General features: G+C 43.2%; 19 protein-coding genes. 14 read left to right on the top strand and 5 right to left on the bottom strand.

Annotated features, from left to right (window positions below; all coding sequences use genetic code 11):
* Window positions 1-108: 108 nt before the first annotated feature.
* Entirely contained in the window at window positions 109-2148 is a 2040-nt protein-coding gene (locus ACJVC5_RS18405; RefSeq protein ID WP_408097012.1) for a kelch repeat-containing protein, read from the top strand.
* Here ACJVC5_RS18405 and ACJVC5_RS18400 read toward each other — a convergent pair.
* Window positions 2145-2432 (bottom strand): helix-turn-helix domain-containing protein, encoded by a 288-nt coding sequence (locus tag ACJVC5_RS18400; RefSeq protein WP_408097011.1) that lies wholly within the window; start codon window positions 2430-2432, stop codon window positions 2145-2147. The genes ACJVC5_RS18405 and ACJVC5_RS18400 overlap by 4 nt on opposite strands.
* A 256-nt stretch (window positions 2433-2688) precedes the next feature.
* Between ACJVC5_RS18400 and ACJVC5_RS18395 the strand changes: the two genes are divergently transcribed.
* The 4 genes from ACJVC5_RS18395 (at window position 2689) to ACJVC5_RS18380 (ending at window position 6463) form a co-directional block, all read left to right on the top strand.
* Complete coding sequence (locus tag ACJVC5_RS18395) at window positions 2689-3039, top strand: response regulator (RefSeq protein ID WP_408097010.1); 351 nt, start codon at window positions 2689-2691, stop codon at window positions 3037-3039.
* A 62-nt stretch (window positions 3040-3101) separates the two neighbouring features.
* Entirely contained in the window at window positions 3102-4541 is a 1440-nt protein-coding gene (locus ACJVC5_RS18390) for a polysaccharide deacetylase family protein (protein WP_408097009.1), read from the top strand.
* Window positions 4542-4675: 134 nt separating this feature from the next.
* Window positions 4676-5089 carry a hemerythrin domain-containing protein gene (locus ACJVC5_RS18385; protein ID WP_408097008.1) on the top strand — a complete coding sequence of 138 codons (414 nt, stop codon included), beginning with the start codon at window positions 4676-4678 and terminating at the stop codon, window positions 5087-5089.
* A 180-nt stretch (window positions 5090-5269) separates the two neighbouring features.
* The gene (locus ACJVC5_RS18380; RefSeq protein WP_408097007.1) at window positions 5270-6463 is read left to right on the top strand and encodes a hypothetical protein; all 1194 of its coding nucleotides are present in this window, start codon (window positions 5270-5272) and stop codon (window positions 6461-6463) included.
* Between the two features lie 188 nt (window positions 6464-6651).
* Here the strand turns inward: ACJVC5_RS18380 and ACJVC5_RS18375 are convergent, their stop codons facing one another.
* Entirely contained in the window at window positions 6652-7146 is a 495-nt protein-coding gene (locus ACJVC5_RS18375) for a hypothetical protein (protein WP_408097006.1), read from the bottom strand.
* 225 nt (window positions 7147-7371) lie between these two features.
* On the opposite strand from ACJVC5_RS18375, the gene topA reads away from it, so the two are divergent.
* On the top strand, window positions 7372-9936 hold the full coding sequence (gene topA / locus ACJVC5_RS18370; protein ID WP_408097005.1) for a type I DNA topoisomerase: 2565 nt from the start codon (window positions 7372-7374) through the stop codon (window positions 9934-9936).
* Window positions 9937-10034: 98 nt separating this feature from the next.
* Complete coding sequence (locus tag ACJVC5_RS18365; RefSeq protein ID WP_408097004.1) at window positions 10035-10277, top strand: type B 50S ribosomal protein L31; 243 nt, start codon at window positions 10035-10037, stop codon at window positions 10275-10277.
* Between the two features lie 131 nt (window positions 10278-10408).
* Here ACJVC5_RS18365 and ACJVC5_RS18360 read toward each other — a convergent pair whose 3' ends face one another.
* Window positions 10409-10789 (bottom strand): MerC domain-containing protein, encoded by a 381-nt coding sequence (locus ACJVC5_RS18360; protein ID WP_408097003.1) that lies wholly within the window; start codon window positions 10787-10789, stop codon window positions 10409-10411.
* 76 nt (window positions 10790-10865) lie between these two features.
* Between ACJVC5_RS18360 and ACJVC5_RS18355 the strand changes: the two genes are divergently transcribed.
* Genes ACJVC5_RS18355 through rimK form a run of 3 tightly spaced genes read left to right on the top strand, consistent with a single transcriptional unit; the run spans window position 10866 to window position 12517 of the window.
* A complete protein-coding gene (locus tag ACJVC5_RS18355; RefSeq protein WP_408097002.1) occupies window positions 10866-11141 on the top strand; it encodes a heavy-metal-associated domain-containing protein in 276 nt (91 codons plus the stop codon).
* A gap of 3 nt (window positions 11142-11144) precedes the next feature.
* On the top strand, window positions 11145-11594 hold the full coding sequence (locus ACJVC5_RS18350; protein ID WP_408097001.1) for a flavodoxin domain-containing protein: 450 nt from the start codon (window positions 11145-11147) through the stop codon (window positions 11592-11594).
* A gap of 29 nt (window positions 11595-11623) precedes the next feature.
* Complete coding sequence (rimK, locus tag ACJVC5_RS18345) at window positions 11624-12517, top strand: 30S ribosomal protein S6--L-glutamate ligase (protein ID WP_408097000.1); 894 nt, start codon at window positions 11624-11626, stop codon at window positions 12515-12517.
* On the opposite strand, the gene ACJVC5_RS18340 is transcribed toward rimK, so the two are convergent.
* A complete protein-coding gene (locus ACJVC5_RS18340; RefSeq protein WP_408096999.1) occupies window positions 12514-13548 on the bottom strand; it encodes a quinone-dependent dihydroorotate dehydrogenase in 1035 nt (344 codons plus the stop codon). The genes rimK and ACJVC5_RS18340 overlap by 4 nt on opposite strands.
* 69 nt (window positions 13549-13617) lie before the next feature.
* Here ACJVC5_RS18340 and ACJVC5_RS18335 point away from each other — a divergent pair, with 69 nt between their 5' ends.
* The 4 genes from ACJVC5_RS18335 (at window position 13618) to ACJVC5_RS18320 (ending at window position 17776) form a co-directional block, all read left to right on the top strand.
* Window positions 13618-14040, top strand: a complete 423-nt coding sequence (locus tag ACJVC5_RS18335) for a hypothetical protein (protein WP_408096998.1) — start codon at window positions 13618-13620, stop codon at window positions 14038-14040.
* Window positions 14041-14112: 72 nt separating this feature from the next.
* A complete protein-coding gene (locus ACJVC5_RS18330) occupies window positions 14113-16275 on the top strand; it encodes a carboxy terminal-processing peptidase (RefSeq protein WP_408096997.1) in 2163 nt (720 codons plus the stop codon).
* On the top strand, window positions 16275-16985 hold the full coding sequence (locus ACJVC5_RS18325; RefSeq protein ID WP_408096996.1) for a hypothetical protein: 711 nt from the start codon (window positions 16275-16277) through the stop codon (window positions 16983-16985). The genes ACJVC5_RS18330 and ACJVC5_RS18325 overlap by 1 nt, the downstream gene beginning before the upstream one ends.
* A complete protein-coding gene (locus tag ACJVC5_RS18320; protein WP_408096995.1) occupies window positions 16982-17776 on the top strand; it encodes a class I SAM-dependent methyltransferase in 795 nt (264 codons plus the stop codon). Before ACJVC5_RS18325 ends, ACJVC5_RS18320 begins: the two co-directional genes overlap by 4 nt.
* Here ACJVC5_RS18320 and ACJVC5_RS18315 read toward each other — a convergent pair.
* Window positions 17773-19101: a hypothetical protein gene (locus tag ACJVC5_RS18315; protein ID WP_408096994.1), complete on the bottom strand. Its 1329-nt coding sequence runs from the start codon at window positions 19099-19101 to the stop codon at window positions 17773-17775. The two genes, ACJVC5_RS18320 and ACJVC5_RS18315, sit on opposite strands and share 4 nt — an antisense overlap.
* Window positions 19102-19135: the final 34 nt, after the last annotated feature.

Here is a 19135-nt window from a genome sequence, read left to right as displayed (position 1 = left end):
AGCGAACTAATCTTAAGATTGCCTTATCCTTTTAACTTAGACTTAATAGATATCGATAAGTCTATAGTGAAAGGTGTAGTTCAATCCAGATTCGGCCTATTTTATTCAATGAGAATTCTTCTCATGGCCTGTTGTATTCTCTTTTCCGGTTGTGAATCAGAAGTTCATGTGTGGTTGGTGGAAGCAGGTAAGACCGTCAGTTCTTTTCATCGTTACTTAAAAAATCGCAGTACTTCAAATGCGGGTTTTACTCTCAATAAACTTCAGGATGGGAGAGTTCTTCTTTTGGGAGGGACCTCTAGTACTACCGTTACTGGTGAAACAAATGCTGAAGTATTTTCATTAGCAACAAACACTTGGGATACAACAAGTGTGGCACCCATGAGTGTGGGAAGAGTTTTTCATGCGACCACAGTTCTTTCGAATGGACAAGTGTTGGTAACAGGCGGTCGAGACGGATCAACTACATTCACCAGTGTTGAAGTTTATAATCCGGCCACCAACAGTTGGACCTCCAGTGTTCCAGATATGAGTGTCCCACGATCAATGCATACTGCAAGTACGCTTCCAGATGGAAGAGTCCTGGTCGTTGGGGGTACAAGTGATTCTTCAAGCTTTTTATCAAGCTCAGAGATTTATGATCCTGTTACAAACAGCTGGGACTCGGTGAGTGTTCCTGCAATGACAGAGGGACGTGGTGGCCACACTGCGAGTGTCATTCCAGATGGAAGAGTTTTGATTATGGGTGGACAGAAAAATGGTGCGCTCATTCTTTCATCGATGGAAATTTATGATCCTGTTAGTAATACCTGGAGTACGGCCACTTTGCCTGAGCAAAAAGTTGCTCATTCTTCAGTTGTACTATCTGATGGTCGAGTTATGGTGACTGGAGGAATGGGGGCAAATTTCAGCCTCACCACACGGGTTGATATTTATGATCCTGCGAGCGCAAGCTGGTCGGTAGGAGTGCCTATAAACTTCGCTCGGTGGACCCATGGTTCAGTACAACTTTCTGATGATCGTGTTATGGTAGTGGGTGGTTCTAATGGGCCTATTACTCAAAGTGTGGAAGTTTTTGATCCGACAAAAAACGAATGGCTAACGACTTCTTTTTCTTCAATGAAGAAAGGAATAGCAATGCATACGGAAAATGTCTTGCCGGATGGACGAGTTTTAATAGTTGGTGGAACCAGCGATAATATAACGGCGATTTTTACTCCTCAAATATTTGATCCTGCAACCTATACCTGGAATTTCACTGCTTCAATGGTCCAAGGAAGAATAAAACATACGAGCGAAGTTCTCCATGATGGAAGAATCATGGTCATGGGTGGGACAAATGATGGCACTACTGCATTGTCGAGTGTAGAGATTTACGATCCTGCCATGAACACTTGGACGGCGGCGGCATCAATGCCTATAGCAAGCAGACTCCATAGATCAAATGTTCTTTTAGATGGTAGGGTGATTGTGATGGGTGGGTATAATGGGTCGATTTTGGCCAGTAATGCTATTTATGACCCTGTTACCAATATTTGGACGGCCCTGCCTCCCATGTCGACTCCAAGAGTTGATCATGTCTCTGTCGTATTGCAAGACGGTCGGGTCATGGTCATCGGTGGATCAAGTACTGGCTCCAATGGGCTTGCGAGTGCAGAAATCTATGATCCTGGAGCCAATACCTGGACCTTGACTGCTCCTATGTCTATTGGCCGCTTCTATCATAATGCCTCAGTCATGGCGGATGGAAGGGTGATGGTCGTTGGTGGCTATTCACCAAGTACTTCATCTCGACCCAAGAGTGTTGAAATTTATAATCCTGCAAATAACACCTGGACCACTGTTGCTCCTTTGTCCTTTGATAGGCTAGAGCCTACCATGCATGCTCTTTTTGATGGCCGTATTTTGGTTCTCGGAGGGCTTGGCAGTACAGTGGCAATATCACCTACAGAGATCTACGATCCTGTTCTCAACACTTGGTCTACTATGAATGGCATTGCTCAAGAGTCGGAGCGGGCCTATCATTCTTCAAGTCTTCTTCCCGATGGACGTGTGATGGTTACTGGAGGATTGGGACTTTTTGGAATAAGTTCAGGTTTTGTGATTTATGATCCCCAGGCGAATAAATGGATCAACGAAAGGCCCTAGTCATTCTTCACAATTTTGTGAATGGTAACCGTAATATCACCCTTAAAAATTTCTTCTATAAGTTTTTGATTAGTTTCATAGGGATCAGGAATTCCGAAGAGAAGAGTATGAAGTCCAACTTCCAGTACCTCACAAACTTTTTTTAGATCATCAATATTCTGAACTGAGCGACCTGTGGTCCATCCATGAAGAGTTGGTTGCTTCACTCCACTTTTTTTGGCGAGCGAAGCAATGCTCATTTTCTTTTTACGAGAAAGTTTAAGAAGGTTTTTTGCTAATTCCATTTTCCTCAGTATGGCCGTCTCTGATCAGTTTTATAACTCCAGAGTAGATGAATATTACTCTCAGAATAGCTTTGATTGAGTTGTTAATAAATGTCCAAAAGGTGCCAGGTAGATAAGAGAAAGTGGTTATTGAACTCTTAATAGATTAAGAGAAAGAAAGCTCAAGGCAATCATTATTTTTTCTTCTTACCTTTAGAAATCACGTTGATAAGTTTTCTTGAGTTGAGACGAAATCCGTTCGTGTTATTTTGATCAAATGAAAAACATTCTGGTGGTGGATGATTCCCCTGACGCAAGAAATCTCTTAGAAATTATTTTAGAAGATCATGGCTACATGCCTATCAAGGCCGCCTCCGGTGAGGAAGCAATGGCGTTGTTAGGGACCTTTAAAATTGATTTAATCATCTCTGATTTGGAGATGAAAAACGGGGACGGGCACTGGCTTTTGAGTAAGCTTAAGGCCCTTAAAAACGCACCAAAGATCATTATTGTCTCAGGGGACATCCGGGCAACTGAGGAATACATCCTTTCTTTAGGGGCCTTGGCCTTTTTTAGAAAGCCTTTTACGTTAAAACATCTTATGGATTTCGTGAATTCAGTGTTTTAGGCCATCAATTTTTTGATCTTTCTGACGATAAGTCTTCGTTATAAATCTCGTCAGGAGAATCCATGAAAAAACTTAGAGTTTTACCCCTTGTTACACTTGTTGGTTTAGTTGGTTGTTCGACAACTCCAAAGCACACACATACTCATCGTACTCTCGCTTCAGTCAATGAAATCATGAGCAGTCAGGCCATTTTAAATAATAAAATGGATAAACTTATGAGTGGGATTTTCCACGGGCACTTAATGGGCCAGATCTTTCTTCATGAATTTGATAGAGAGCTTGATAAGTCTCCCAACAAGGCCCTGAAGTCAAAGACCTATATGAAGCTTCTTTCCACTCGTGCTTATGTTGATCAGTTTGAGCATGACTTCAACGATCTTTATATTGATCTGGTTCTTGCCACTGCCTTACCTCAGTACTCTGAAGATCAAAAAAGAAATGCCCAAGAGGCATTGGACACATTTGGAAAGTTTTATGATGGGGTCAAAAGAGACGAGAAGGCCCTCCCCGAGAATCTAAGACCGATGATCCTGGGTAACCTCCGTGATAAACAAACCGAGCTTTATGAGGAGCTAAAGGCCCTACGTAATGACCCGGCCGTGACAAACAACGATCCGGCAGTGAGAGACGTTATCTGGAAGAACATGGTGCTACTGCGTGGAACGAGACTTTCATACTACAAGGAGATGAAAGACTATAAAGTGGATGAGAAGATTCTTCAGGAAACCATCAAGGCCGAGAAGAAAAAAGAAAGTTATAAGAACCTAGATAACAATATTAAATTATTGTCTGAAGAAATCAGGGTCTTTACGAGTGAAATTGGGCGTGACACAAGTTCTGATGTGATTGCTCCTTCTGCAGGGAAGAGCGGGAATATTTCGGGCCAAAATTTTCCGGCCAATACTTGGTCACTGACTTATGATGATGGTCCTGGTGCTACAACTCCGAATGTGATTAAGAACCTTCAAGAAAAGAAAATTCCGGCGACTTTTTTTGTACTTGCTCAGCAGGTTGAGAAACTCCCAAAAACTGCACTTTCACTAAAAGAAGCGGGTTTTGATATTGCGAGCCACTCTTATACTCATGCTCAGCTTACAAAAGTTGGGCCGGTCCAGTTAGAAAAAGAAATTGGCACTTCTAAGAAGACCATTGAGGCCAAGCTCGACACTAAAGTTAAACTCTTCCGTCTTCCTTATGGAGCTGGAGTAAGTGTATCGACGGTTCGTCAGAAGATCGCAGACCACGGCATGATTCACGTGTTCTGGACGGTGGATACTCTGGACTGGCAGGACAAGAACCCGACCTCGATTTATAATCGTACTTTGAAACAAATGAATGCTTCATCTAAGAACGCAGGGATCATTCTGTTCCATGACATTCATAAGCAATCTGTGACGGCCTCATCTATGCTGATGGATTACTTCAACCAGAAGAAACTGACTGTGTGTACAGTTCAGGGTGTGGTGGATCAGATGAATGGTGTGAAAGAGTCTTGTAAATAAGAAAAAATATAGTGGTCCGGGTCTCCGGACCACTTTATCTCAGAGACTTAGAAACCCACCTGAATATATACTTAAGATCCTCAATAACTCCTCCCTTTTTTACGATAAGTGAAGCATTCAATAGAGGAGGATCCATGTCTCAACTTATTTCGAAATTAAAAGGCGATCATAAGAAGCTAGTTGAAGTTCTTGAAGAGGTGGCGAAGTTGGGTATTGCCCATCCTGAGACCCCCAAGAAACTAACGGCAGCAAAGGCCGCTCTTCTAGCACATCTTAAGCACGAAGATGTTGAACTTTACCCGGTTCTTAGAAAGGCCGCTGAAACAGATGCCAACATTAAATCGACCTTGAATATTCTCGCTAAAGACATGGAATCCCTCGCGCCTAAGGCATTGGCCTTCTTTGATAAATATGAAAAAGGCGGTAGTCCAATGGATTTTGTTAAAGACTTCAGCCAACTGCGCTCAGCTCTTTCCACTCGTATTCGTCGTGAAGAAGAAACGTTATACGAATTGTTTAATAAAATAGCTGATAAAAAAGCCGCTTAATAGATCTCTTTGATAAGGACGCCTGGGACCTCTCTGGTCTTGGGCGTTTTGTAAGAATTTCAATCACTGTCAAAAAAATCGACAGTCCTCCCATACGACAACTCTCTGAAATATAAAGTACCCTCCCTGGCCTTCTTTTTGCTTCTCAACTGCCATCAATGATTTTCCCAGGAGACCGGTATGAAAATGACCGCTGCTTTATTCATCATGATGCTTCTATGCATGGCCAACACCCGCGCAGAGGAATCTGTAATTGAAGTGACTTCCTCAGAAAAACAAGTTGTTTCCGAACAACTCGAGAAAGAGGCCGAGAAACACGAAGATAGCAAGACCAGAATCTTACTTAGAAAAGTTTCAGACGCTTTCAAAGCATCTAAAGACTCGATTGAAGTCGGTTACGAAAAAATAAAAGGGGACTGTGCCAATTGTTCTCGTGAAGAGAAAACAAGAGGCATCTTTAAAAGACTAGGAATGTCCATTGGTAAAGGGGCCGCCTGGTTATCAACTACGACCGCCAAACCTTTTATGGCCACCGCGGGCTTTTTTAAGGGAAGTGTAGAAAAAGAAAGTAAGAACAAAGATCTCGCGGCCTTCTATCAGTTCTTCTTAAATCATCAGGCCGAATACGATGACCTTTATCTTCAAGCAGGAACTCCTGAAGAAATGATTGAGCTTGTGATGGCAAAGACGGAAGAAATTCTTGACCGGAAAACCAATTCGATCATGAAGGATTTCCTGTTCATTACTGGTGTTAAGTCCGATATGCCTGATAACGTCTCACGCTTTGATCTCACTCCTGACGAACTTGCTCGTCTTAATGTGAATGAATTGAATCTTGATCTTATTAACCTTCACCCTGAATACTTGGAGCTTAAGCCCCTCATTGGTGAACTTACCAAAGAAGATATCCAGAGCATCTTAACGACGGGTAAATTCAATAGATCCATCGCCCACGATAAATATAAGGCGGCGGTCCCGACCATCTATGAAGCAGCTGGTTCGATTGTGGGACAGATCTATGCACCAAGAATTGCTTTAGGTGTAGTTTCAAGCACACTCGCAAGTCTTTACACTGTGCCAGTCGTGGCAGCAGATGTGGCGACTGGTGTTTCGGTAGCAGTGTGTTCACAGCCAGAGACCAAAGAAAAACTAGGCCAAGATAAAGAACTTCGCTCTTTCTGTAGCTACGTTACAAACCGCACAGGCTACGAGCTTATGAAGAGCCGTGCGAAAGGATACGTTACCGGGAAAAAATTCCATTCGAAAGTTGCTGAGAAATTCAAAGAGGCAAAAGAGAAGTGGAAGGCAAGAAGAGAGAAAAAGGCCCTGGAGAAACAACAAAAAGAGATCGAACAAAAAACAGAACTTCTATAAAAAACAAGGCCCGCAAAAGCGGGCCTTTTCTATTTAATTATCCGTTGCCTTTTTCACCACTGTCATAAGAAAAAGAAATCATGTGAGTCACTCCTCAGGAGATTTTCACATGATCCGCAGAAATTGGGTCTCAAATAACGAACACCGGGAATTGATTCTGTTTTACAAAGTAAACAGAGATTAAAGCACTAAAGAGCGTTGATGATCTGACATGTATCACGGAAGCCCATTTGACGGTGCTCCGGCGCCATACGTGTACAGACAAGTTGGTTTCTTTCAGTGCCGCCAGTGCGGTCAGGAACATTAAGTTCGATTGTTTTAAATTTCATGCCTTCTTCATTTGTTTCACGAATTTTCAAGGCATCATAAAGTTTGCGAGTTGCTTGTTCCTGATTTCCAGAACCATAGGCCTCAGAACCAAGATAGTTCCAACCACCTCTTAGAAGAGTGCAGTTGAAATCAGTTTTCGCAACACCCACGATACTTTGGCACGTGATAAGACCTGGGATGGTAGCAGCAGTGATGGCACCGCTTGTTCTCGTTGGTGCCTTGTTTTTAATGGCAATAAAGATCAGTTCTGCGAACTTTTTATTTTTAACCTGAACGTTTTCAAGAATCGGTGAAGATGCGGCCATGGCAGCGCTGGCAGTAAAGCAGAACAAAAGACCTAAAATAGTTTTCATTTGAAGCTCCTTTATAAAGTTGGAGAGCTTCTACCGCAGTTTTGATGTTGGACGCAAAAAACTTTTTCTCAGGACGAAAAATTTCACGGTTTCAGAGAGAAATTGAGGTTGAGTTAAGCGTCGTAGGGGCGCGATTGTTCAAAGTGTCGGACATTTTATTCCTTGACTCTTTTCCGGATGGCCCTTATCTCTATTAAAAGACAAGCTCCCCAAATTAGGAAAAAAATGGCAGACAAAAAGTATCTGGTTATTGTGGAGTCTCCCACAAAAGCCAAGACCATTCGTAAATTTCTCCCAAGTAATTATATTGTTGAAGCAAGTATGGGGCATATTCGTGACCTGCCTCAATCGGCCTCAGATATTCCTGCGGCCCTAAAAAAAGAAGAATGGGCGAAGCTTGGCGTAAATGTAGATGAGGATTTCGAGCCTCTATATATTGTTCCAAAAGATAAGAAAAAGATCATTACCGACCTCAAATCCAAAATGAAAGACGTCGCCACCATCTATCTGGCGACCGATGAAGACCGCGAAGGTGAGTCTATCTCGTGGCATTTATTAGAATTATTGAAGCCTAAGGTTCCGGTAAAACGCATGGTTTTCCATGAAATTACCAAAACTGCGATCCAAAAGGCCCTGAAAGAGACCCGTGAAGTGGATGATAAACTGGTTCGCGCGCAGGAAACTCGCCGAATCCTCGATCGTCTTTATGGCTACACGCTCTCTCCTTTAATATGGAAGAAAATCGCCTACGGTCTATCGGCCGGACGCGTGCAATCAACTGGTCTAAGAATGATTGCGGAACGTGAGCGCGAGCGCATGCGCTTTAAGCGTTCAGTTTATTGGGACATTAAGGCCCAAGTTCATCCAGCTGCCGACAAAAAGGCACTTTTTGAGGCGAAACTGACATCTGTTAAAGGTGGGCGCGTTGCCGGTGGTAAGGACTTTGATGGTTTAACTGGTAAGCTGGTTGATGAGAAAAAAGTCGTTCTTCTGGATGAGAAAAAGTCCAAAGACCTGGCGAAGAATATCGAGAAAGCAGAGTGGAAAGTTACTTCAGTAGAAGAGAAAACTTTCAATTCTAAGCCTGCTATCCCATTCATTACTTCAACTCTTCAAATGGAGGCCAACCGTAAACTTGGTATGTCGTCGAAAGACACCATGAGAACGGCCCAGCGTCTGTATGAAGAAGGTCTCATTACTTATATGAGAACTGACTCACCGAACCTATCTCAGGAAGCCATTAACGCTGCCCGAAACATGGTGGTGGAGCTTTACGGAAAAGAGTATCTGAATCCAGAAGTTCGTCAGTATGCGGCCAAGCAAAAAGGCGCCCAAGAGGCCCACGAAGCCATCCGTCCAGCGGGTGCAGAATTCACTCATCCGGACAAAACGGGCATGAGTGGTCGTGAACTTGCTCTTTATGAACTTATTTGGAAACGTACGATGGCGACTCAGATGAAAGAAGCTGAGAAGGCGTCGATGACGATCAAAATTGAAGCGGGAGACGCAGAGTTCTCAGCTTCAGGAACACGTATTTTATTCCCTGGTTTCCTTCGCGTTTACGTAGAAGGATCGGATGATCCGGAAGCAGCTCTCGAGGATAAAGAAGTTATCCTTCCTGTCTTGAAAAAAGGCGACTCCCTTAAAGCTGCTACGATCACTCCTGATATGCACGAGACAAAACCACCTGCGCGTTTCACGGAAGCTTCGATCGTTCAAGCTCTCGAGAAAGAGGGTGTAGGTCGTCCTTCTACATACGCTTCGATTATCGGAACAATTCTGGATCGAGGGTACGTTCGTAAAGAAGGCTCGGCACTGGTTCCTACTTTTACAGGTATGGCCGTGATTCAGCTTCTGGAAAATCACTTCGAACATTTAGTGGACTATTCATTCACTTCAGAGATGGAAGAGTCTCTGGATAAGATCGCTTATGGAGAAGAAGATTGGTTAAAATACTTAACTAAGTTCTACAAAGGTAAGGGCGGTCTTGCGAAGAAGGTAGAAGAGCAGGATAAGAAAATTAAGCCTGAAGAATCTCGTACCATTCATATTATGAAAGACGGGAAACCGATGGACATTAAAGTAGGTCGATTTGGACCTTACGTCGTGGAGAAAGGTGAAGGGAAGGAAGAGGTTCACGCTTCGATTCCGGAAGACATCGCTCCAGCGGATCTTGATCCTGAACAAATTAAAGAGCTACTTAAGAATCAGGCCAATGGCCCGACTCCAATTGGAACTGATCCTAAGACAAAAGAGAAAATCTACTGTCTCGTGGGTCGATATGGCGCCTACTTCCAATTGGGAGAAGTGACGGAAGAAAATCCAAAACCAAAACGTGCTTCACTTCCTAAAGGGAAGGACCCAAAAACCGCGACGATTGAAGACGCTATTCAGGCGCTTTCACTTCCGCGTGAGTTAGGTGTTCACCCTGAAACGAAAAAGCCAATTTTGGCCAATAACGGTCGTTTTGGGCCGTATGTTATGCATGATGGGAACTTCCGTTCGCTTAAGAAGGAAGATGATCTGTTCACGGTGGATTTAAAGCGTGCTCTTGAACTTCTAAATGAAGAGAAAGGTGCCAGCCGTCGTGGTGGTAAAGTGCTGAAAGACTTCGGTCTGGTGGCGAAATTGAAGAAAAAAGTCCAGGTTCTGGACGGAAAATATGGCCCTTACATCAAAGTTGGAACGAAGAATATTACTCTGCCAGAGGATAAACGGGACCCGAAGGTCATTGAAAAGATGACTGAGGCCGAGTTGGCGAGTATCGTTCTTGCTGCGGCGAAGAAGTAGTACTACCAATTGTAGTAATTCTTCGTTGACAGTAGGCAGCCAGATCGGTAAATTGCCAGAACTTCATTTGTAAATTTGTTTACTATAAGGATAAGCGTATGAAAAAAGGTATTCACCCTGAGTATAGAGATGTTGTTTTCAAAGACGTTTCTTGTGACTTTGAAATCATCACTAAATCAACAATCAAAACAACAGATAAAATCACTGTAAACGGTAAAGAGTATCCTCTTTTCAAAGTTGATATCTCTTCTGGTTCTCACCCATTCTACACTGGTACTCAACGTGTTATGGATACTGAAGGACGTGTTGATCGTTTCAAGAAAAAATACGGCAAAAAATAAGTATTATAAAAGCCACCTTCGGGTGGCTTTTTTTTTGCCTACTTTCTCCAGCGAAAGTACTTTCTCCAGAGAAAGTGATCCGTAGGCACGAAGTGAAACTTAAGATAGAGAGTTTTAGATAAGAGCCGAACTTAACAGCACTGATGCTGATGACGGTGCGAATGTTGAAGATTCTTCGCGTGACCAAACACCAGAAGAATCGAACCGAAAATCGAAACTCCGTGGCTTACCTGATCGCTGAAATGACCCTCAAGTAGAATCCCGAGTAGAATGAAAAATAAACCGCTCACGGCAGTTCCAATGATCCAAGTAAGACCATGCTTACGGTATCCAGGAATGAAAGCGAGAGGAGAAGTGAAAAGAATAATAAATCCGACTACAACATGAACCCAAGTTGAGTGGGTGTAAACTGAGATGGCCGGGAAGAAAATAGGCAGGAACGCCACTAGAATACAGTGGACAACACAGGCCGATGAAAAAGCTATACCAAGACGATCCCAAACTTTTTTCATGATGCGGGTATACCTGAGATTACAGACCTCGTCTATAATGGTAGAAAAATTACTCATTCTATTCTGAGGTTAACTTATGAAAATATCACCATTTTTTGTTGGATTATTCCTATCTGTATCGGCCTTTGCCGCCCGAGTGGAAGTTGAAGTCAATGGAATGAGCTGCGGGATGTGTATTGAGTCCATCACAAAAGAGCTTAAATCCACAGAAAAGGCCGAAAACATCTCAGTGAGCCTGGAAGACAAGAAGGCCCGTTTCACAGAAGTTAAAGACAAGAAAATGAGCGACGGCGAAATCCGTTCCATCATTAAGCGCGCGGGCTACGAAACTGGAAAAATTCGTCGTTACTAAATTATGATTCATATCCTTTTCGGCAGTCAGAGCGGAAACGCTCAGAACCTTGCCCATGTCATTGGTGATTCTTTAAACGACAACGGTCATGAGGCCGAAGTTCACGACATGGGTGAGATGAACCCAGAAGAAATCCAAAACATCAAAACTCTCATCATCGTGACCTCCACTTACGGAGATGGTGAACCACCTGATAACGCTTCAGAGTGGATGAGCTATGTGAAGTTTGATGAAGAGCTGAATCTCTCGCATCTTCGTTATGCCGTGATTGGGTTGGGGGACACTTACTACCCACATTTTTGCCAAGCAGGAAAAGACTTTGATCATTACCTGTCTAAACGAGATGCCCATGCGATGCTTAAACGCCTGGACTGTGATTTATACTACGAAGAACAGTATCCGGATTGGTTAAAAGAACTCTTGGGAGTGTTAAAAAATCATCAGGAAGAGTAAACTAGTTGTGAAACAACGAAGGACTTCTTTTGAAGATTGGTATCCTGTCCCGTAACCCAAAAATTTATTCTACTCACCGCTTGGTGAAGGCCGCTATTTCTCGTGGTCACAAAGTTAAAGTCATTAATCCGCTTCGCTGTTACATGAACATCACTTCATCTAAACCTATGGTGCATTACAAAGATCAAATGTTGGATGACTTGGATGTGATTATTCCGCGAATTGGTGCCTCCATCACATATTATGGTTCGGCGATCCTTCGTCAGTTTGAAATGATGGGTGTTTATTCCATGAATGAATCAACATCAATCACCCGTTCTCGCGATAAGCTTCGCTGTCTTCAGATTCTTTCTCGCTCAGGGATCGGTCTTCCAACGACAAGCTATGCTCACTCAACCAAGATGACGGAAAAACTCATCAAGATGGTGGGTGGTGCTCCTTGTGTGATTAAACTCATCGAAGGAACGCAAGGGAAAGGTGTGATCTTAGGTGATACGGCCAAATCTGCTGAGTCAGTGATTGATGGGTTTCGCCAAATGAAAGCGCACTTCCTGGTTCAAGAATTTATCAAAGAGTGTAATGGCTCTGATATCCGCGCTTTTGTGATTGGTGATAAAGTTGTGGCGAGTATGATGAGACAGGCCAAAGAAGGGGAGTTTCGTTCAAACCTTCACCGCGGTGGCTCTGCCATTCCGGTAAAAATCTCAGAAGAAGAAGCGGCGATGGCCGTGAATGCAGCAAAGGCACTGGGACTCAACGTTGCGGGTGTGGATTTACTTCGCTCAAATCGTGGCCCACTTGTGCTGGAAGTGAACTCATCTCCTGGTCTTCAGGGAATTGAAACATCAACTGGCCTTGATATTGCCAGCATGATCATTGAATACATCGAAAAGAACATTGAGCGGAGAGACTACGCCGGCTAAAGTCGGTATTGTCTCTCGCTTAGTGGAAGTTCAAAGAATTTTTCCAACGACATATTTTGTTTTTCAACAAAGTTTGTAAGCTCTCGATGAAATTTTTTTAATAAGTCTGGGCCCTGATAAACATAGGCCGTATAGACCTGCGCCACTTTCCCGCCATCTTTCCAAAGATTGAAAAGATCCTGAGGTTCTGTGATGCCTCCAACGGCAATGAGTTCAAGGTTGGTGCTTTCTTTCAGAATGATTTTTCTCACTTCACGGGACTTCTCACGAAGAAGAATTCCCGAAACTCCACCCGGACCTTTTTCAGGCATGATGGTTGTGTTCGTGGCGATGATTCCCGTGAGTTTGTATTCAGCGGCGAGGCGAGTAAGTTCAACAATTTTTTCAGGGTCTAGATCTGGCGCGATCTTCAAATAAAGATCTTTACCATTACGAACTTTATTTAGTTCCGTGAAAAGTTCACTTAAATAAGTTTTTTCCTGAAGAGCGCGAAGACCCGGCGTATTCGGTGAAGAAACATTGATCACAAAATACTGCGCGGCCTCTTCCATGGTTTCTAGAAGGAGCGAGAGTTCTTCAATGCTTTCTTCAGCGGTCGTGTCTTTGTTTTTACCAATGTTCACTCCGAGTGGAGTTGCTCCATCGTAGGCGCGAAGGCGAGGAAGGATTTCCAAGAGTCCTTGATTAGGGAAGCCCATAGCGTTACGGAGGCTTTGCTCTTCCGGATAACGGAACATTCTTGGACGCGGATTTCCTAATTGTGGCCTCAAGGTGACTGTTCCGCATTCGATGGCGCCAAAACCTTGGTGACCCATGAAGCTCAAGGCCTCTGCATTTTTATCCAGACCAGCAGCAAGGCCGATGGGAAAAGTCCAATTGACTGAGCCGACTTTTAGACTCAAACGAGAGTCAATTGGTTGACCAGTAAGTTTTCCAAGCACAGGCGAAAGTTTGGCCATCTCAATCGTAAGATTGTGGGCCGTCTCAGGTTCAAGACGAAACAGCAGGGGTTTAATGAATGAATAAAGCATGAAGGAATAGTAACATCTTTTCTTTGAAAGTCATTAAAGCGTGTGAGACAATTCATCGCAGAGGTTTTCATGCGTACATGGATTGTCTTATTTCTGATTAGCCTTTCGGCACTGGCCCAACATGCGGCCCAGCCTGAGAAGGAAAGTTCTGCTGACCTTCGCAGCAGTCTTAACATCTTTAGCATCGAAGACACGGATTCAGAGAAAATTTATTGGCTTGAGCGCACTGCGAACCTGGACTACTTCCTTCGCCTAAAAGATGACGACGATGAGAGCATTCGTAAAGTGGATAGCCGTGATGCTAAGAAGCTTGAGATGGATTTTGCCTCACGTTTTTTGAAGATTCAGTATGAACTGCCGGCCTCGGAAGGGAAGTGTGATGTAACGCTTCGCCTAAGCCTGAAAGGTGAGAGCCAGGACGTGTGTAAAAAAGATGACAAAAAGACTCAAGAGATCAGACCTTTTCTAGATGCTATCAGCAAACGATTCTAAGTGAAAAAGATTGCATCCTCTCTCTCATAAGTAGAAAATACTTAAATCACAAGTTATTGAAATCGAGGTTTCATGAAATCCCATGTTTTATTGCTCAGTTTAGCTCTAGTGACGACGGGAGCGGTGGCCCAACAGAAAAGTTCGCCAATGTCTTCAAGTGATGATCCTTCCATTCTTGGAAGTATCATGTCTCAAAAGCCTGCTTATCCACGCGAAATGATCCTTGGAAGTATTCTTCTAGGAGCATTGGAGAATATGCACCTTTCAAATAAGAAGGTTGATAATCAACTTTCTGAGAACGCTTACAAGTTGTTCCTTGAGCGTCTTGATTACGGTAAGCAGTTCCTTCTGGAAGGCGATGTGAAGCAACTTGATGTCTACAAAGATAAGTTTGATGACATGCTTCGCTCTGGAGATCTTAAAATTCTTGATACGAGTGCGGAGCTGATGAATAAGCGCATTGGTCAGATCGAGAAGTATGTTGAGACTCTTCTTTCTAAGCCTCTTGATTATAATCAAAAAGAACAATTAGAAACTGATCCGAAGAAGCGCTCGTTTCTTAAAACGGAAAAAGATCTTTATGCTCACTGGGAAAAGCTCATGAAGTATGAAGTTCTTTCTCGCATTATTGATCAGCGTGAAGAACAGAACGGTCTGATCCTGGATGATAAGGGCCAGAAGAAGAAGCCCAAGTCTGAAAAGAAGCTGACTGAGGCCGAAATCGAAAAAGACGCTCGTGAGAAAGTTCTAAAATCTTATAAGAAGATTTTCTCTCGTCTTGTGAACGAGAAGCGTTCAGACAAGCTTGATAAGTTCTACAACGCAATCACAAAAGTTTTCGATCCACACACAAACTATCTGGTGCCAGAAGAGAAAGAAGATTTCGATATCGATATGTCAGGGAAACTTGAAGGTATCGGTGCCATCCTTCGCGAAGACAACTCTTACATCAAAGTTGAAAGAATCGTTCCTGGTTCTGCTTCTTGGAAAACAAAAGAAATCGAAGCTGAAGATATCATCCTAAAAGTTGGCCAGGGCAAAGAAGAGCCAGTGGATGTGGTTGATATGTCTTTAAGAGACGCAGTTAAGCTTATCCGTGGTAAGAAGAACACAGAAGTTCGTCTTACGATCAAGAAACCAAATGGTCTCGTAAAAGTAGTGCCTATCATCCGTGATGTGGTTGAAATCGAAGAATCATATGCTCGTGGAACTGTGCTTGAACTTGCTCCAAGCAAGACAAAAGTTGGTTACATCAACATTCCTAAGTTCTATCGTGACTTCAATGATCGTTCAGGACGTAACGTAACTGATGATACAAGAAAAGAAATTGAGCGCCTGAATAAAGAGGGTGTTGAAGGTCTTATCATTGATCTACGTAATAACGGCGGTGGTGCTCTTGAAGACGCTCGTATGATCTCTGGTCTTTTCATTGAGAAAGGTCCGATCGTACAGGTTAAGGCCCACACTGGAACTGTAGATATCCTTGCTGATACTGATCCAAAAATTGATTTCCAAAAACCAGTGATCGTTTTGATTAACCGTTTCTCGGCCTCTGCTTCTGAGATCGTGGCCGCGGCCCTTCAGGACTATGATCGTGCCATTATCGTAGGCGGAGAGTTCTCTCACGGTAAAGGTACTGTTCAAGCGGTAGTGGATCTTGATGGTTATATTTCACCAATGGCAAAATCTTACTCACCACTTGGTGCGCTTAAGATCACCATTCAAAAGTTCTACCGAGTGAATGGAAGCTCAACTCAGTATAAGGGTGTGACTCCAGATATTATTCTTCCAGACCAGTTCTCTCACCTTGAATCTGGAGAGAAGTTCCTGGATTACTCAATCCCATGGGGTAAAGTGAATCCAGTGAAATACTCTAAGTGGGACAAGAAGTATGACATTAAGTCTCTTCGTTCTAATAGCCAGGCACGTGTGAAGAAGAGTGAGAAATTCCAGCACCTTCAAAACTCGATCAAGTGGTACAAAGAACAAAAAGAGAAGACCAAGCGTTCACTTGTGGCCGCTGATTTCGAGAAAGAACGTAAGACCATCCGTGAGATGACTGACGTTTTCAAGAAAGAAGAAGAGAACAAGAATTTGATGGTTAAAGACCTAAGTCCTAAGAGCGGTGAAAAAGCTCAACAGGAAAAGTTTGAAGAGTTCTCTAAGACGCTTAAGAAAGATGCTGTGATCGAAGAATCTATGATGATCATGCAAGACATGCTTAAACAAAAGTAATGTCTGACCTTGATAAAAAGTTTAAAATCTCCGAGCTCCCCGATGAGGGGAGCTCTTCTTCTCCCAAACCTCCTAAAAAAACAGTTTTAAAAAAAGATCCCGATCCGAGAGTCGAGAGGCTTCAGCTTTTATCTGAAAGAGAAAAAGTGGAAGTCATGACTCAAACCTGGGTCTTTGATAAGCGGGTCCGGAGTTTTGGTTGGGTCCCTTTTGTTCTGGTGTTGATTGGCCTGCAAGTAAGCACACCCTATAAGGCCTATCTGGCCGAGATTCAGCTTTTAGATGAGAACACCATGGGTCTTTTTGGAGGAGTGCTTCGGGAATTTACGCAGTATTTGGAATTTCTGGTGAGAAACCCCGTTATCCTTGCACTTTTAACACCATTATTCTTCAAATTTACCCGAGTTTCAGATTATTATTTTGAGGTCACATTTGATGGTTTGAAGACCGTGAAAAAGGTCCTGGAGCATGGTTCGAAAGAACTTGTCACACGGGTCTATGTAAAATGGAAAGACATCACAGGGGTAGAGAAACGAACGGTCAATAACCGCGAGGTTTTGGTCATTCTCACTCCGGATGGAGCGACTGGTGAACTTATCTGGGACATTGAACTTGGTAAGAAGAAGGCAATAAAACAATTATTAAACGGACTGATCAATAATAAGCACCCATTAAGGGTATTTTTAGAAAACGAAAAGGAACTTAAGTGAAATCGACCCTCACTCTCGAACAAAAGTATGACTTCTATGAACGTGCCGTTCAAAATCCTGAAAGCGAAGTGTCTTTCATGCATGATGAATTCAAGCGCTTCTATGGTCATTCGCCTTACACTATGAGAGAGGATTTCTGTGGAACTGGTGCCATTTCTTGTAAGTGGGTCGAGCAGGACAAGCAATGTGAGGCCTTTGGTGTGGATCTTGATCCAGAGCCAATTAAGATGGGTAAGATTCGTCACTACAGCAAACTGACAAAGCCGCAACAAGCTCGCATGAAATATCTGGAGCAAAACGTACTTAAGACTTCTGCTCCTAAGACAGATGTTATTTGTGCTTTCAACTTCTCTTATTTTATTTTTAAGTCTCGTAAAGACCTTTTGAAATACTTCAAGTCAGTTCGTAAATCTCTTAATAAACAAGGCGTGTTCTTCCTGGATATCTTTGCAGGCCCTGAAAGCCAGAAGCTTGTGACAGATGTAAAGAAACTAAAAGGTCTTACTTATCATTGGGAATGTCAGCACTTCAATCCTCTGACTCACGACTGTACTTTTGCCATTCACTTTAAAGACGCCAAAGGTAAAAAACACGAGAACGTTTTCACCTATCACTGGCGTATGTGGATGATGCCGGAGCTACGTGATCTTCTGATTGAAGCCGGGTTTTCTAAGACCGTTGCATACTGGGAAGGGGACGATGAAGACGGCGGCGGTAATGGCGAATTTAAACCGGCAGAAGACGCAGAAAACTGCGACGCTTGGGTCTCTTACATTGCTGCTTTAACTTAAAACGTCACGTTCTGTAGAATATCAATTACTTTTTGAAATCTTGTGGTCGGGAACTCAGATTTGAGTTCCTGAATCATTTCTTCACGATCAAATGGGCCATTTTCACGCTTCATAATAATTCGGGTGAATTCCTCTGCCACAATGAAAACCACTGAGAGTGGAGAGATGTTGTTCCCATAGTGTTCTGAGAATCCCACTCCGTTCAGAGTTCCATGATGCTGACGAATTAGTTGGTCCGCACCCATCGGAGCGTGAGGGAATTTTGAAACAAACTCCGCCGCCATCTGAGCGTGTTTTTCGACCAGAAGTCTTTCTGGAAGAGGGAAGTTTGCCTTCTTGAGTTCCAGGTTGGATTTAATTTGGGCCTGATTATCTGTCTCCAGCACAATATCGTGGAAGAAGGCGATGAAGCTCATTTTCTCTTCTTGTTCCGCATTTCCCCAATCAATGTGCTTAATGATATGAAGGCCAATATAGGTCAGAATCTGAGTATGTTTAAAGAGGTAAGAAGACTTGTTGCTTAGGAGACGTTCCAGAAGTTTTGAGAGCTTCGGGTTTTTCTGAACGGTCTTCTTCATGCTGTCGATGTTTTTACGGGCCAGCTTAATTGTCTCTTCGTTAACTCCAATGGTGAGGAGTTTCTTCGAGAGAAGTTCCATGCTCTTATCTTGAACTGAAAGTTCTTCTTCCGGAGAAAGATCCATGGTTTCAAGCATGGTCATCAGCTCAGAAGTCACGTTGTTTACGAATTCCAGACGGTCCATTTTATCCACATACAAATGGGTCATCCCTTCTTGAATCATGTTCTGGATATAGGATTCTTCAAACTCCGACATCTTTTCAATACGAAGGTTGTATTTAGTCGCATCATCAATGTCCTGAGAGTAGACCTTACACACCGAGCGCTTAATGACTTTGAAATAAGTAATAGGAATCGGAAAGTAGTCCGGAACCACCTTGGCCGACATGTCCTTGGCCGTAATATTGAGTGCTCTTGCGGAGCTTTGAATCAGAATTTTAAGCTGAAGGGAATTTGGAACGTGGGCGGCACTTCCCGGGATCTCTTTCCCGGGGCCAATTACGATAACCGGGATGTTGAGGCCCTTCTTCTTTACGTAATCAATCATGATTGCGGCCGAAGGCTCTTTCTCGATCGTGGCGCGAACAATGATCAATTTGATATTTTGACTATCAGTTTCAAGATATTTAACTGCGAACTCGGCCTTCTTCTTAGGAAGGATTTCCAACCCCAGCCATGTGGATAAATTGAGCATGTAACAGCTCTCAATCATGGGATTGTGTTCTACTAAAAGCGTTAGACTCAAAAAAGGCCTCCGTTGGGGTGTCTATAGTTTAATC

The organism is Peredibacter sp. HCB2-198 (assembly GCF_045999315.1).
Classification (GTDB): domain Bacteria; phylum Bdellovibrionota; class Bacteriovoracia; order Bacteriovoracales; family Bacteriovoracaceae; genus Peredibacter.
The sequence above is the reverse complement of the archived record's forward strand: the minus strand, read 5'-3'. Positions and strand labels throughout refer to the sequence as shown.

What these genes read in the sequence shown, in the direction of transcription:
- ACJVC5_RS18405 (WP_408097012.1), top strand. Translation starts at nt 109, where the DNA reads ATGAGAATTCTTCTCATGGCCTGTTGTATTCTCTTTTCCGGTTGTGAA.
- ACJVC5_RS18400 (WP_408097011.1), bottom strand. Translation starts at nt 2,432, where the DNA reads ATGGAATTAGCAAAAAACCTTCTTAAACTTTCTCGTAAAAAGAAAATG.
- ACJVC5_RS18395 (WP_408097010.1), top strand. Translation starts at nt 2,689, where the DNA reads ATGAAAAACATTCTGGTGGTGGATGATTCCCCTGACGCAAGAAATCTC.
- ACJVC5_RS18390 (WP_408097009.1), top strand. Translation starts at nt 3,102, where the DNA reads ATGAAAAAACTTAGAGTTTTACCCCTTGTTACACTTGTTGGTTTAGTT.
- ACJVC5_RS18385 (WP_408097008.1), top strand. Translation starts at nt 4,676, where the DNA reads ATGTCTCAACTTATTTCGAAATTAAAAGGCGATCATAAGAAGCTAGTT.
- ACJVC5_RS18380 (WP_408097007.1), top strand. Translation starts at nt 5,270, where the DNA reads ATGAAAATGACCGCTGCTTTATTCATCATGATGCTTCTATGCATGGCC.
- ACJVC5_RS18375 (WP_408097006.1), bottom strand. Translation starts at nt 7,146, where the DNA reads ATGAAAACTATTTTAGGTCTTTTGTTCTGCTTTACTGCCAGCGCTGCC.
- topA (WP_408097005.1), top strand. Translation starts at nt 7,372, where the DNA reads ATGGCAGACAAAAAGTATCTGGTTATTGTGGAGTCTCCCACAAAAGCC.
- ACJVC5_RS18365 (WP_408097004.1), top strand. Translation starts at nt 10,035, where the DNA reads ATGAAAAAAGGTATTCACCCTGAGTATAGAGATGTTGTTTTCAAAGAC.
- ACJVC5_RS18360 (WP_408097003.1), bottom strand. Translation starts at nt 10,789, where the DNA reads ATGAAAAAAGTTTGGGATCGTCTTGGTATAGCTTTTTCATCGGCCTGT.
- ACJVC5_RS18355 (WP_408097002.1), top strand. Translation starts at nt 10,866, where the DNA reads ATGAAAATATCACCATTTTTTGTTGGATTATTCCTATCTGTATCGGCC.
- ACJVC5_RS18350 (WP_408097001.1), top strand. Translation starts at nt 11,145, where the DNA reads ATGATTCATATCCTTTTCGGCAGTCAGAGCGGAAACGCTCAGAACCTT.
- ACJVC5_RS18340 (WP_408096999.1), bottom strand. Translation starts at nt 13,548, where the DNA reads ATGCTTTATTCATTCATTAAACCCCTGCTGTTTCGTCTTGAACCTGAG.
- ACJVC5_RS18335 (WP_408096998.1), top strand. Translation starts at nt 13,618, where the DNA reads ATGCGTACATGGATTGTCTTATTTCTGATTAGCCTTTCGGCACTGGCC.
- ACJVC5_RS18330 (WP_408096997.1), top strand. Translation starts at nt 14,113, where the DNA reads ATGAAATCCCATGTTTTATTGCTCAGTTTAGCTCTAGTGACGACGGGA.
- ACJVC5_RS18325 (WP_408096996.1), top strand. Translation starts at nt 16,275, where the DNA reads ATGTCTGACCTTGATAAAAAGTTTAAAATCTCCGAGCTCCCCGATGAG.